A 13673-nucleotide genomic window follows, 5' to 3' on the forward strand; every position below is an offset into this window, starting at 1 on the left:
GATTTTTTCGATATAAAGATACTTTAAAAACTAACATTTTCTAATTTGCAAACGCATAATTGCTTGATTTTGTTATTTCTTTAAAAAAAATATTTTTTTTGCCACACTTCAATTTTTTCATCGTCTTTTAAATGAACTAACTTAGACCAAAAGTAGATTTAGTATGTTTCAGGTTGACATTATTGAACAATGTAAACAAAACAACAGAAAGGCACAATTGCAGTTATACAACCAGTACTGCGATGGTATGTATATTGTTGCTAAACGTTTTTTGAGAGATGCTAATGACGCCGAAGATGTAGTGCAAGAATCTTTTATTAAGGCGTTTTCAAAACTACATCAGTATAAGGCTGAAGTTACTTTTGGAGCTTGGTTAAAACGTATTGTTGTAAATAAGAGTATTGATTTTTTAAAGTCTAAAAAGCAACAGCTTGTAGAGTTAGATGAAGTGCACTTAAAAGTTGTTGATACTCCAAAAGACGACAAATGGTTAGTAGATGATGCTATAACATTGAATGATGTTAAAATTGCTATTGAAAAGTTACCCGATAAATACCAGTACGTAGTGATGCTGTATTTGATAGAAGGGTATGACCATCAGGAAATATCGGAAATTTTAAATATTTCGGAAGTAGCATCAAGAACACAATTATCAAGGGGTAAAGTAAAATTACAAGAATTGTTAACACTTAAAAGTCATGGCACAAGATATTAGAGACTTTTTTAAAGATGATAAAGTATCACCTGAAAAGATGCCTGCAAATCACGAGCAACGCTTTATAAAAAAATTAGATAAAGCGTTTCCAGAGAAATCATCAAAATCTAATTTTGGTTGGATTCAAATAGCTGCTACTATTACATTATTAATTGGTTTAAGCTTTGGTGGTTATAAATTGTTTTCTCCAGATGTTAAAACAGATAGTCCAACCAATATTGTTGTTAATGACCCTGTAGAAACAAAATCTTTAGGTGATATATCTCCAGGTTTAAAAAAGGTTGAGGGTTACTATTTAGCAAGTATTAATTTAGAGCTATCTAAAATTAAGTATACACCAGAAACAAAAGACCTTTTTGATGGCTACATAGAGCAATTAGGAGAACTGGATAAGGAGTATAAAAGATTGTCTTTAGAGTTAACTAAATCAGGACCAAGTGAGTTAACTGTTAATGCCTTAATTGATAATTTAAAGTTGCGCTTAAACTTGTTATACAGGTTAAAATCACAACTAAAAGAATTAACCCCTTCCGAGGCGGGAACTGAAGCCGTGGAACAATCAATTTAAAAAAATCAAAAAATGAACAGATTATCAATAAAATTAAAATTATTAGTAATTACCTTTTTTATAGCAGGTAATTTAGCAGCTCAAAAACAAACTAAAGTATCACAATCTATAAAGGTTGATAAAGATGTAACTATAGACTTAAATACAAGCTATTGCAATATTATATTTGATACTTGGAATAAAGATGTAGTTGAAGTTGAAGCTTATATTGAAGGTGAGGAATTAAGTGAGGAGGAACTTAATCAAGCATTAAAAAATTGGCTTTTAGATATTGATGCCACTAGTAGCCAAGTAACTATAAGCACAAGAAGCAGTGCTCACACCCCAAAAGTGTGGGCATATTCAACCTCGACCGATGACGACGCTGTTAATGCTGTATTAAGAGAGTTAAAATATGAATTAGCAGAAATACCTGAAATGGATTTTAGTTTTCAGTTAGATATTCCTGAACTTCCTGAAATGCCAGAATTACCTCCGTTACCAGAATTACCGCCATTACCAGAAAACACAAAGAGTTTTCACTTTGATTATGAAGCCTATAAAAAAGATGGGGAAAAGTATTTAAATGAGTATACCAAACAATTTGAATCTACTTATGGCGATGATTATGCCAAAAGAATGGAAGCATGGGGAGAAAAATTTGGAAAAGAGTGGAGTGAGAAGTTTGGTAAACAAATGGAAGCATGGGCAGAAAAATTTGAAGAGAATTTTGATAGCGAAGCATTTGAAGAGAAAATGGAAGCATGGGGAGAGCGTTTTTCTAAAAAAATAGAACAACAAGCTTTGAATCAAGAAGAGCGCCAAAAAGCTAGAGAAAAAGCACTGAAGGAACGAGAAAAAGCTATAGAAAAAAGGAAAGTAGCACAAGAAAAATTGACAAAAGAAAGAAAGGTTTTAATTGAAAGATTGGTAACTAAAGAGACTAATTTTAAAGTTAATAAGACCATTAAAATAAAAATGCCCAAAAAAGCTAAGCTAAAAGTTAATGTTAAGCATGGTGAGGTTGAGTTAGCCTCAAATGTTGATGATTTAAAGGCAAATTTGGCTTATTCTAAATTAACAGCAAATAGCATTAATGGAGGATCTACCTCCATTAATGCTTCTTACTCTCCTGTTTATGTAACTAATTGGAATTTAGGTGAATTAAATTTGAAATATGTTAAGCAAGTAGAACTAAATAATGTGAAGCATATAGTTTTAAACTCTAATTCTTCAAATATTTTAATAGACAATTTTCTAGGAAATGCCGTTATTGATAGTAAGATTGGCGATATTAAAATTTTAAAAATAGATGAGGCCTTTACTAACCTAAATGTTATACTTCAAAATTGTGATGCTGTCATTGCCCAACCTAAAGTGAACTATAATTTACAGTACAAGGGAAATCGCTCTAGATTTAGTCATCCAAAAAAGGAATCTGATAATGTAAATACGTTTTCAACAGGAGATTTAAGTAGTGGAAAAAGTATTGTGGTGAATGCAAAATACAGTAGTGTTGTTATAGAATAAATTTACTATCTCAAATCTATATTTTAACCACTTTATGAATCTCTTTTTTAGAGCCAGTTACTACTTCAAAAAAGTACACCCCACTACTAAAATGAGATACATTAGTAGACGCTACTCCGTCTTTTACTTCACGTGTTACATCAATTAAAGGAATTCCAGATGCATTGTAAATTCTAAAGTTTACAGATTCAACTAGATTAATGCTAGACATGTTTATAATGTCTTTAACTGGATTGGGGTATAACAACCAGTTTTTATTATCAGAATCAGGTTCACCGATACTAGATTGACAGTTTTTGGAAATATCATACTCTGCTCTTAAAATATCTTCAATTTTTAAATTTGTGAAGCTATCGTTTAACGAATGGTTGAAGAAGGTATTATCAATGATAGCATTATCTGCACCAAGGAAATCTTGTAGTAATGTAGCGAAAGTCTGTCTGTAATCGTATTGAACCGTTTTAATTTGCCAATTGTTATCTTCAACAGCTTCGGATAAATTAGGATTACTACCTGTCATGCCTCCAGAAACAGGTTTTCCAAATATAAACATTGGTGCAATTTCACCATGGTCGGTTCCTAGGTTTCCATTTTCTGCTGCTTTTCTTCCAAATTCAGAGAACGTAACACCAACAACATCTTCAGATAGATTTTGGCTTTCCAAATCAGCAGTGAAAGCTTCTATACTTTCAGAGAGTTCAGATAATAAGGCATGGTGTCTTCCTAAAATGTCTCCAGATGCTTGTACCTGAGCATTGTGCGTGTCGAAGCCACTAATTCTTACCATGTAAATTTTTGACCCTAAATCACCGCTAATTAGGCGAGCAACGGTTTTCAATTGATCTGCCAAATCCGTGTCGGGGTAAGTAATATCATTTTTACCTTTATTAAAGGCGTTAGATATTGATGCTGCATACGTATTTGTTAGACTATCAGTATTATTAATAAATTCTAATTGTTTACCGTAATCAGAATCTGGAATGTTTGTTGGAGCCTCACCACCTAAACCGTTTATAACATTATAAAAACCAGATGGGTCTTGACCTGTAATATTAAGTGATAACCCATGAGCTTCTTCGGCATGAAAACCTAAAGAGGTTTGGTTGGAACCAATTTCGATTGCCAACGGGAATTGCTCCACTATTAGATCAGAATAATATTGTTCCATAAATCTTCCTATCCAACCAGTATCAACACCGTTTAGCATGCTGTTTCCGTCATTTCCGGTAAAATATAAATCGGTTGATTTAAAATGACTTTTATTCTGTGACGGGTACCCTACGCCTTGTACGATTCTCAAAATACCCTTATCATAAAGTGGTTTAAAGCTAGCTAATGCAGGGTTCAAACCAACTTGTTGGTTTTCTGGTAGTGTGCTATCTAGAGTAATGTATTTATTATATCCACTTTCGGGTACTTTAATGGTTGGTCTTAAATTGCTATAAATATCGTATTGATTTAAAGGAACTATACTGTTTAAGCCATCGTTTGCTCCAGCAAGATTCACTAAAACCAGTTTTCTTCCAGATATGTCTGGGCAATTAAATGGAAAAAACGTTTTTAAAGCAGCTTGAATTTGAAATGGTGTAAGCCCAATAACTGAAGCGGTTGCTGATAGTTTTATGAAGTTTCTTCTTTTCATGATTGGTAGACTTTTACATTAATTGAAATTCTGCTGCATTGACCATAGTTGTAATAAGCGAATCTAGCCTAGTTTTCACAACATTCTTGTCGCTTTCATTATGTGTGTTAATGTATTGCAACCAAGCGCCAGTCCAGTAATAATCATTAAAATCACCTATTAGGAATGTTTTGAAATAGTTGATTCTATCCGAGTCAATACTTTCGGGATACATTAAATTCGCCAGTGCAAACACTAAAGTATTAGGGTCTTTAGTCTCTTCTGGGCTTATTTTGTTTTCAACAAATGAAACAGTGTCTAAATTTGTGTATAAATTATTTCGGGTAAGTAAATCTCTCATGAGTTCATATCTAGCAATGAGTGTGTTTGAGGAAAACCAGTTTCTATCAAAGCCTGGTTCCTGATAATATGCTGGATATCCTGCTACAGAATCTGGGTTGAAAAATTCCATGCCAGAACCTTTGAAATATATAATGTGTATATATCTAAGAAAAAAGTTTCGGTAGAACCGTAATTGTTCTGTTTCTGGATCTGGGTATTCTACTTCAAACAAAGAAATTACTTCAGATAGTAATTGTAAAGGACTTTTAATAATGGCTCCTATAGTATTATTGGTATTATCGTCATCATCCATGTCATAAAAATGTTCGCTAGCTAAGAGGGTAGTCACAACTGGTAAAATTTCATAGTTGTTATTAACTAGAATTTGAGCAAGTGGTGTTATGATATCGGTTTCAGCGGTAGCAGAAATATCACTTTTTACAAAATACCGATATAGCTTTCTACAATATGCTTTTGCCGTTGCTTCTTGTGCAAAAACCATTTCAACAAAATCGTCTAGCTCTTCTATAATGGTTTCTTTAGTATTTCTACCCAATATTGTTTGGTTATTAAATGCACTAGAAAAGGTTTTGTCATTTGGGTCATGTCTATTTGCATTTATATAGCCTATAGGTAGGTTTGTGTCCGTATCTATATCTCCGTTTCTATCGCCTTTCTTTTTAAAACCAGAAAATACCTTTGCGGCCTGCTGTATATCTAATTCTGTGTAATTAGTGTAGTTGCCTTCTCCAATTTGTTCTCCTTTTAAAATAGTAAAGAGTTCTAAATACTCCCTGGCATAATTTTCATTAGGGTTATTTTTGTTATTTTGGGTATTATCCAAATAATCTAACATGCCATTGTCTAAAGTGATTTTTTTAGCCAAAGTTTTGATGTTACCTAAGGCATAAAAATCAAGAAGACGAAGATGATCAAAGAAAAAAGATGCAGCCCCAACACCTGAGTCTTTACCCACGGTAAAACAGGTATGTAGAAAAAATGATAATTTATATTTTATGGTAATCTGATTTATGGCATTGTGCCACCACCAAGCTGTAACGTGTGCTCGTTTTCTACTCTGACCATCAAAAGAATTGGGATGTTCATTTGAAGATGTCCAATAACCATCTGGATTACTTGCAGGCATGGGGTCATAAGGCTCTGTTAATACATATGCCACATTGGCTGTTAAGCTATTCACTGCATCTGTGGCTGACATGCCTACAAAAGTATCTAATTGTTCCTTGGAGTAATTATAAGTAGCTCTTCTAAGTAAGTGTTTAGCTTTCCTTAGGTCTAGGTTGGAACTTAGAGGATTTAATGAGGCCATACTATATTTTTTTCAATGTAATTAATATTTTAATTGCCAATACAAATCAAGATGAATATTCGATAAAAAGCACTGTATAAGTTAGTTATTATCTAAAAATGAACTCTAAAACTTACATTTGGGGTGATGCCTAAAGATTCATTTCTAATAGGTTCAATACTGTCTTCTATTAGAGTATAGTATTCATTAATAATGTTTTTTCTATTTAAAACGTTCCATACCGAAGCTCCAATAGTAGCTTTTGATGTTCTTGAAATATCAAATGAATAAGTTGCAGAACAATCTGCCCTTAAGTAATCATCTAAATTTTCTGCATTGGGGCTTTGATAATTAATAATGACATTACTTTGATTATTCTGGCCTGCAGGGTATGTTGTGGGCTTACCAGAATTCCAGTTTACGCCTAAAGCTAATTTAAAATTGTTTTGAGTGTATGTGCCAGCAAAAGTAATAGCGTGCCTAATATCATTGTTATTAGGGAATTCATTACCGTTATTTAAATCTGGGAATAGATAGTTGTTTTTACTAAAGGAATATGAAATCCAAGTGCTTGCTACATTATTAAATTGTTTATTTAGTAATACATCTATACCTGTAATTTTGTAGCTACCTATACTATGAACAAACTGATACTGGTTTTGAAATCCCTGACTTCTGGTTGTAATACCATCTACTTTTTTAATGTAGGTTTCGGCACTGATTAATAGCTTGTTTTTATTAAAATGAATACCTGCCGAAATTTGTTTACTTTTTAATACGGGAACAGGGTAAATAGTTTGGTTCCCCTCTTCAATAACTTCAGTGTTATTGTTAGATAGTACCCAACGGCGTTTTTCAATACCCAAAAAATCGTTTTGTAAATCTATGACTTGCGAGGTAAATTGACTTTTATATTCTCCTAAAACCTCAAATCTAAAATCATTTAAAAAGCGTTGGCTAAAGCTTAATCTTGGCTCTACAAAAAGCAGATTAAACTTGTCTAGATAGTTTAAACGCGCTCCTAAATTTAGTTTGGTTTGAGCACTATATGATAAAAGAGATGTTTCAGCATAAACAGCATGGCTTTTCACAACATTTTTTATAAAACTTTTAAAGTTTGGGTTGTTTACGTCTTCTAAATTGCTGATGCCAACTTCGTTTAATTGATAGCCGCTGTTAAACTTTAATTGATAGTTATGTTCATAATTTATATCTATTTTAAGGGCGCGGTCATTTACTCTATTTTCCTGAATTAACCTTTGGTTATTAATAACATCATTGTTAGTGGCATCTAAATCATAATTTGAGGCATAAGCTTGTAGTGTGGTTGATAATTGATTTGTCCAATCTCTAGTGTAAGAAAGACCTAGCGATAAATTTTGCTGTGATAAATTACTGTTTAAGGTCTCGGTTCTGTCATTAATTGTAGATTGTTCATCATAATTAAACGTATTATTAATGTTTAAAAAGTTAAATCTGAGTTTGTCTTTTTTAGAGATATTGTAAAGAAATTTAGTAGTGATGTCGTAGAAGTAAAACGATTCGTTTTGTGAAATGCTATTTCTATTGTTGTTAAAGTCAGAATCTTCAAAAATACGTTTGAAATACTGGTTGTAAGTGGCTGTTTGTATCAGATCAGTAACGGAGCGGCGTGATGAAATTTGTAATTCTGTTTTATCTGAAAGTGGAATTTTGGCAAAACCATCGGCATTAATAAAGTTTAGCCCAACGCCGGCTTTAGATTCATTATCAATTGCATCGGGCAATTGCATATCAATAATGCTTGAAATTCCATCACCATATTTCACTCTACTTCCATTTTTATAAACACTAATTTTTTTAGTGATATATGGGTTGAAAGCTGAAATAAGACCGAAAAAATGACCAGATTGATACATTTTAATGCCATCCCAAAGTAGAAGATTTTGGTCATGAGTTCCTCCTCTTACATTGATATTTGAAACGGTTTCATCTGTGCTTAAAACTCCTGGCAAGGCTTGGATAGTTTGTAGAACATCAGGTTCTATCAAACCAGGAAGAATACCAAAACTTTCAGGCTTTATAGTAACAGAACCATCATTTAGTTTTGTTAAACCAGTAGTAAGGAAGTTGGTAATAAACACTTCTTCAAGACTTTGTATACTAAAACTACTAGGCTTCTTTTTTTTAGCAGGTTTTATAGCCACAAATCTATCATCTAACAAGTCAAAATCAAGCTTTGTTTCTTTTCTAAGAAATTCCAATGCTTCTTTTAACGACAAATTTTTTTGGGGCAAAATGATTTTTTTGTCTTTAATAGTTTTATCGGCATAAGAAAAGCTAATACTATATCGGGTTTCTAAGGTGCTTAAAATAGTAGAAAGTAGTTGCTTTTCTTTTTGAACTTTTTGAGCGCTAAGCGGCGCAACCTTCAAAAAAAACAATAAGACAAAAAGCAAATAAAAGTCTTTCCTATTCACGCTTTAAAATGATAGAATCGTTTGATTGACTATAAGTTAAATGTAACGGTAAGGTAATAGATTTTAACGCAACTTCAATACTATCATGTGTAAAATTACCAGTGAATAGTTCATCAGAATTCACGCCAATTAGAGTAATATCTACGTTGAACTGTCTTTCAAACTCTTCAATAACTTGTTTATAAGGTATACTTTTAAACTGACTTTCGTTATTTAACCACGAAGGTGTTAAGCTGTTTTCTTTTTCTTTAGCAATTAATTTCCTATCCAAAATTAAAAAACTGTCACCAGGTTTTAATTTTGTTTCTTGAGAATTAAAAGTAACGCCTACTAAACCTTCGTAGCAAATAACCTCAAAATAATTGTCCCGTTGTTTTACATTAAATTGAGTTCCATAAACCGTAACGGTTCCTGTTTTTGTTATAACATTGAAAGAAGAACCTTTGGCAACTTTAAAGAATGCTTCGCCTTGTAGTTCTACTTCTCTGTTGTTTTTCCATGAATTTTTATTAAATACCAGCACCGATTTTGCATTTAAAGACACATTTGAAGCATCTGGTAGCTCAATGGTAGTTTTTTGTGCCATGTCTGTGGTAATGGTAGTATTAATAGTAGTGGTGTAATAATAAAGACTAAAACAAATAGCAAGAATTGCAGCAACACGCATAAAAGGTTTTACCCAATGCGTTTTTTGTTTTTTACTGCTTTTAATAGTGGATAATACGCTTTCAAGCTCTTTAGAAGTCTTGTATTCTGGAGCTTTAAAAGCTTGCAGGTTACTGTCTAACTTCACTAAATCATCATAGTCTTCAAGTTTTTTCAAGGCTTGAAGTTCCTGATCATTTAGATCGTTATTTAACCATTTTAATATTAAAGTTTCTTTGTCCATTATTCCTTTATTCAACTATATAACAATTAACTTTTATTTTTTCCTACCCTCTCTATTCAATTTTTTCAAAGACTTAAATTTCAGTGTTCAGTTCTTCTTTAATCAACTGATTACAACTCCTTAATATCCTTCCTTAGCTTTTCCAACGCACCATAAATACGTTTTTCAACCGCTTTGGTTGAGATTTCTAAAATATCAGCAATTTCTTTAAATCGTTTTCCTTCAATACGGTTCATCATAAAAGCAACGCGTTGTGACTCCGTTAAGTTAGCCAATGCCTTTTGTAACTTATCGTTATATTCCTTTTCACGCATTAAAAACTCAGGACTCTCATTGGTGCTCAATTTTGGTTTGGTAATTTTTTGATGTTTCAAAACAACCTTTTGGTGAGCTACCTCATTTAACATTAAATTATTGGCGGTGGTAAATAAAAAGCTTTTGGCTTTGTCTGGAGATATTTTAGAACAATTTTCCCAAAGTTTAACAAAAGCTTCTTGGGCTTTATCTTTGGGGTTTAGTAAATCACCAAACTTGTAGTATAAAAAATTGTGTAGGTCTTTGGCGTGTTTATTAAATATAGATGAAAAAATATGCTCTGCGCAAATATTGTCATGTAATTGCTTGCTCATGTTTATTGGTAGTTGGAGCCACTAAAATAAAGCTTTTTAATAAAAATTTAATTTTTTTTGAGTTAGAGGGTAGGAATTTTTAAAGTTTAATTGTTTTATCTCCAAAAAGCTATGTTTAACCCAAAATCAAATATCATGAAAACTAATTGGAGAATTTTATTATTACTACCTTTTTTTGCCCTTTTAATGTTTACCTCTTGTCAAGAAGAAGTAGTTGACATTACAGAACCTACTGAAGCCGAAGCTTTAGTAGCAGAATCAGAATTGACAGCCCTTGTAAGTGCTGCATCTAAAATGGACGGTTCTAAAGACAATATTATAGACCGTGCCAGTTGTATTTCTGTTAAGTTACCTCTTACTGTTGTAGCTAACGGATTGGAAATTATTATTGATTCGGAAGAAGATTTCGAAGTTATTGAAGCTATTTTTGACGAATTTGATAATGATGACGATAATCTTGAAATGATCTTTCCTATTACCATTATTAATGCAGATCACGATGAAATTGTTATTAATAACGCTGATCAGTTAGAGGCTTACGCTGAAGCGTGCAGTGGAGAAAATGAAGAAGACGATGACATAGAGTGTATTGATTTTAAATACCCAATTTCATTCTCAATTTTTAATGCCGATTTCTTAATTATTGATACCATTGAAATTGAAAACGATAGACAATTACATCGTTTTATAAGGAGAGTAAAAGAAAATGAAGTTATAGCCAGTATTAATTACCCCGTTACTATGGTATTAGCAGATGGTTCTGAAATTATTGTGAATAGCAACCAAGAATTACACAGAACAATAAAAGAGGCAAAGGATGCTTGTGATGAAGATGATGATAACGATTATAACGATGACGATTTTACCAAAGAGCGTTTAGATAACTATCTGGTTAAATGTCCATGGTTAGTACACGAATTCAATAGAGATGCCAATGCTTTAACAGATAAGTATTTTGATTATGCAATCAACTTTAAAGAAAACGGAGTGGTTGTAATGAGAGCTAGAAATGGTGATATGCTTACAGGTACTTGGGAAACAAGAGTTGTACAGGGTAGAGGTGCTAAACTAAAAATGGAATTTGAAAACTTAGCAGACTTTACATTAGAGTGGTACATCTATGAGATAGAAGAAGGAAGAGTTAAAGTATACCAAGAAGATGCTGGTAGAATTATTATGAAACGTAACTGTGATGTAGTCATAGATCATACTAAAGAACGTGTTAAAAACTACTTACAAGAATGTTTATGGAGAATAGCAAGAATAAATGTTGGTGGAGCAGAGAATGAAAAAGAATATATAGGAACACCTTTAAGATTCTTTGAAAATAATGTAGTTAAGATTAGAATAGAAGGTGAATTGGTAGAAGGTACCTATGAAGTATTTGTTTTAAACTCTGGACGTATTGGGTTAAGCATTGAATTAGAAGGTAGACCGAATCTTAAATTACAATGGTTAGTATCATTCCTTGGTCCAAACTTAATAAAGTTAGAGAATAGTCAAAACAGAATGGTACTTGAAAGACACTGTCCAAATACTGATAATGATTTGAATTACATTGAGGATATATTAGTGTCTAGCCAATGGGAAGTAGCATCTTATATGGATAATGATGCAGATTTAACTGAAAACTTTTTCATGTACACATTAAGCTTCTTAGAGACTGGAAGAATAAAGATTACAGATCCTAATGAGGGTGTAACAAGAGGTTCTTGGTTGGCATACAGACATGAGGGATTATTCTTAGGAATGAGATTTGGAAGAGATAATGAGCCTTTCAATCAGTTAACTCATAGATGGAGAATTAAAGAGATTACTCCAAATAGAATTGAGTTAAAAGATTACTCTGCTAATGGAATTGTAGAACGTGTATTAGTTCTTGAAAGAAAAGAATAATTATGTTATTGGTTAATAAAAAGGAGAAACTTGGATTTTCGGTTTGTTAGGTTAGTTAGCTAAGTTTCCTTTATAAGAGCTATTAATTACAAAATTAATAGCTCTTTTTTTATGCCCTTTTTTAAACAATATTACCCATTAATAGCTTCAATTCCTTAAATTTGCAATTCTTAAAATTTCAAGAAACGAGCATTAATAAATTTTAAACAGATTTTATCAAAGAGAATGTTTAAAATTTTTAATGTGAGAGCGTAGCGGTTGTACACGTTCTCAATTTTATAATTATAATAAAGACATTAATTATTAAAATTTAAATGTGTCAAAATTATGTTTAATAATTTAAGTGATAAGTTAGATAAAGCCTTACACGTTTTAAAGGGACATGGCAGTATTACCGAGGTTAATGTTGCTGAGACTTTAAAAGAAGTAAGACGTGCTTTACTGGATGCCGATGTCAACTTTAAAATTGCTAAAGATTTTACCAATAGAGTTAAAGAAAAAGCCTTAGGTCAAAACGTATTAACTACGTTGCAACCTGGGCAACTAATGGTTAAAATTGTTAAAGATGAATTAACAGAACTTATGGGTGGTGATGCCGAAGGGATTAATTTATCTGGTACACCAAGTGTTATTTTAATGTCTGGTCTACAGGGTTCTGGTAAAACAACGTTTTCTGGTAAGCTTGCAAATTATCTTAAAAATAAAAAAACTAAAAAACCTTTATTGGTTGCTTGTGATGTGTATCGTCCTGCGGCAATAGACCAATTACATGTGGTTGGAGATCAAATAGGCGTTGAGGTTTTTAGTGATAGAGGCAATAATGATCCAGTTGCTATTTCTCAGGCAGCTATTGAGCATGCAAGAGCTAACGGTTATAATGTAGTTATTATAGACACCGCAGGTCGTTTAGCTGTTGATGAAGCGATGATGACTGAAATATCCAACATCCATAAAGCAGTTCAGCCTCAAGAAACATTGTTTGTTGTAGATTCTATGACAGGTCAGGATGCTGTAAATACAGCAAAAGCTTTTAATGACGTCTTAAATTTTGAAGGCGTTATCCTAACCAAACTAGATGGTGATACCCGCGGTGGAGCTGCTATATCTATTAAATCTGTTGTAAACAAGCCAATCAAATTTATTGGTACTGGTGAGAAAATGGAGGCTATTGATGTATTCCATCCATCACGTATGGCCGATCGTATTCTTGGTATGGGAGATGTTGTCTCTCTTGTTGAACGTGCGCAAGAACAGTTTGATGAAGAGGAGGCTAGGAAACTTCAAAAGAAAATTGCAAAAAACAAATTTGGTTTTGATGATTTCTTAAAGCAGATCCAGCAGATAAAGAAAATGGGAAATATGAAAGACCTTGTGGGTATGATTCCTGGAGCTGGAAAAATGATGAAAGACGTTGATATTGATGATGACGCTTTTAAAAGTATTGAGGCAATAATTCATTCTATGACGCCCAAAGAAAGATCCAATCCATCTATTATAAACGCTAGCAGAAAGAAGCGTATAGGGAAAGGATCTGGTACTTCAGTACAAGAAGTAAATCAGCTTTTAAAGCAGTTTAATCAGATGAGTAAAATGATGAAGATGATGCAAGGAGGTGGAGGCAGAAAGATGATGCAGATGATGCAGAATATGCGTTAATTTTGTAAGAAGTTAGAAGTTAGAAGTTAGAAGTGTCATGCTGAGCGCAGTCAAAGCATCTCAAAAATATAATTAGTTAA

The 13673-nt window shown here is 32.6% G+C and carries 10 protein-coding genes; 5 read left to right on the forward strand and 5 right to left on the reverse strand.

The genetic code is table 11. The features are described from left to right. Positions 1-163 precede the first annotated feature (163 nt). Genes E1J38_RS06445 through E1J38_RS06455 form a run of 3 tightly spaced genes read left to right on the forward strand, consistent with a single transcriptional unit; the run spans position 164 to position 2792 of the window. Positions 164-715, forward strand: coding sequence for an RNA polymerase sigma factor (locus tag E1J38_RS06445; RefSeq protein WP_133355231.1), 552 nt, complete (start codon positions 164-166; stop codon positions 713-715). Beyond that, entirely contained in the window at positions 699-1283 is a 585-nt protein-coding gene (locus tag E1J38_RS06450; protein WP_133355233.1) for a hypothetical protein, read from the forward strand. The genes E1J38_RS06445 and E1J38_RS06450 overlap by 17 nt, the downstream gene beginning before the upstream one ends. A 12-nt stretch (positions 1284-1295) precedes the next feature. Continuing rightward, complete coding sequence (locus tag E1J38_RS06455) at positions 1296-2792, forward strand: CCDC174 family protein (protein WP_133355235.1); 1497 nt, start codon at positions 1296-1298, stop codon at positions 2790-2792. Positions 2793-2808: 16 nt separating this feature from the next. Here E1J38_RS06455 and E1J38_RS06460 read toward each other — a convergent pair whose 3' ends face one another. From E1J38_RS06460 to E1J38_RS06480, 5 genes are all read right to left on the reverse strand, one after another. Next, positions 2809-4434, reverse strand: coding sequence for a DUF1501 domain-containing protein (locus E1J38_RS06460; RefSeq protein ID WP_133355236.1), 1626 nt, complete (start codon positions 4432-4434; stop codon positions 2809-2811). Positions 4435-4447: 13 nt separating this feature from the next. After that, on the reverse strand, positions 4448-6085 hold the full coding sequence (locus E1J38_RS06465; protein ID WP_133355237.1) for a DUF1800 family protein: 1638 nt from the start codon (positions 6083-6085) through the stop codon (positions 4448-4450). Positions 6086-6177: 92 nt separating this feature from the next. Next, positions 6178-8523 (reverse strand): TonB-dependent receptor plug domain-containing protein, encoded by a 2346-nt coding sequence (locus E1J38_RS06470; protein ID WP_255449799.1) that lies wholly within the window; start codon positions 8521-8523, stop codon positions 6178-6180. Further along, positions 8516-9412: a FecR family protein gene (locus E1J38_RS06475; protein ID WP_133355238.1), complete on the reverse strand. Its 897-nt coding sequence runs from the start codon at positions 9410-9412 to the stop codon at positions 8516-8518. The genes E1J38_RS06470 and E1J38_RS06475 overlap by 8 nt, the downstream gene beginning before the upstream one ends. Before the next feature lie 110 nt (positions 9413-9522). Next, complete coding sequence (locus E1J38_RS06480) at positions 9523-10041, reverse strand: RNA polymerase sigma factor (RefSeq protein WP_186525825.1); 519 nt, start codon at positions 10039-10041, stop codon at positions 9523-9525. Positions 10042-10176: 135 nt separating this feature from the next. Here E1J38_RS06480 and E1J38_RS06485 point away from each other — a divergent pair, with 135 nt between their 5' ends. Then, the gene (locus E1J38_RS06485; RefSeq protein ID WP_133355240.1) at positions 10177-11937 is read left to right on the forward strand and encodes a hypothetical protein; all 1761 of its coding nucleotides are present in this window, start codon (positions 10177-10179) and stop codon (positions 11935-11937) included. A 327-nt stretch (positions 11938-12264) separates the two neighbouring features. After that, complete coding sequence (gene ffh / locus E1J38_RS06490) at positions 12265-13593, forward strand: signal recognition particle protein (RefSeq protein WP_133355241.1); 1329 nt, start codon at positions 12265-12267, stop codon at positions 13591-13593. Positions 13594-13673: the final 80 nt, after the last annotated feature.

It is taken from the genome of Seonamhaeicola sediminis, assembly GCF_004358095.2.
In the GTDB taxonomy this organism is placed as follows: Bacteria; Bacteroidota; Bacteroidia; order Flavobacteriales; family Flavobacteriaceae; genus Seonamhaeicola; species Seonamhaeicola sediminis.

Excerpts from the sequence above, each read along its gene's own strand:
- E1J38_RS06485 (WP_133355240.1), top strand. The coding sequence starts at position 10,177 with ATGAAAACTAATTGGAGAATTTTATTATTACTACCTTTTTTTGCCCTT.
- E1J38_RS06455 (WP_133355235.1), top strand. The coding sequence starts at position 1,296 with ATGAACAGATTATCAATAAAATTAAAATTATTAGTAATTACCTTTTTT.
- E1J38_RS06480 (WP_186525825.1), bottom strand. The coding sequence starts at position 10,041 with ATGAGCAAGCAATTACATGACAATATTTGCGCAGAGCATATTTTTTCA.
- E1J38_RS06475 (WP_133355238.1), bottom strand. The coding sequence starts at position 9,412 with ATGGACAAAGAAACTTTAATATTAAAATGGTTAAATAACGATCTAAAT.
- E1J38_RS06445 (WP_133355231.1), top strand. The coding sequence starts at position 164 with ATGTTTCAGGTTGACATTATTGAACAATGTAAACAAAACAACAGAAAG.
- ffh (WP_133355241.1), top strand. The coding sequence starts at position 12,265 with ATGTTTAATAATTTAAGTGATAAGTTAGATAAAGCCTTACACGTTTTA.
- E1J38_RS06450 (WP_133355233.1), top strand. The coding sequence starts at position 699 with ATGGCACAAGATATTAGAGACTTTTTTAAAGATGATAAAGTATCACCT.
- E1J38_RS06460 (WP_133355236.1), bottom strand. The coding sequence starts at position 4,434 with ATGAAAAGAAGAAACTTCATAAAACTATCAGCAACCGCTTCAGTTATT.
- E1J38_RS06465 (WP_133355237.1), bottom strand. The coding sequence starts at position 6,085 with ATGGCCTCATTAAATCCTCTAAGTTCCAACCTAGACCTAAGGAAAGCT.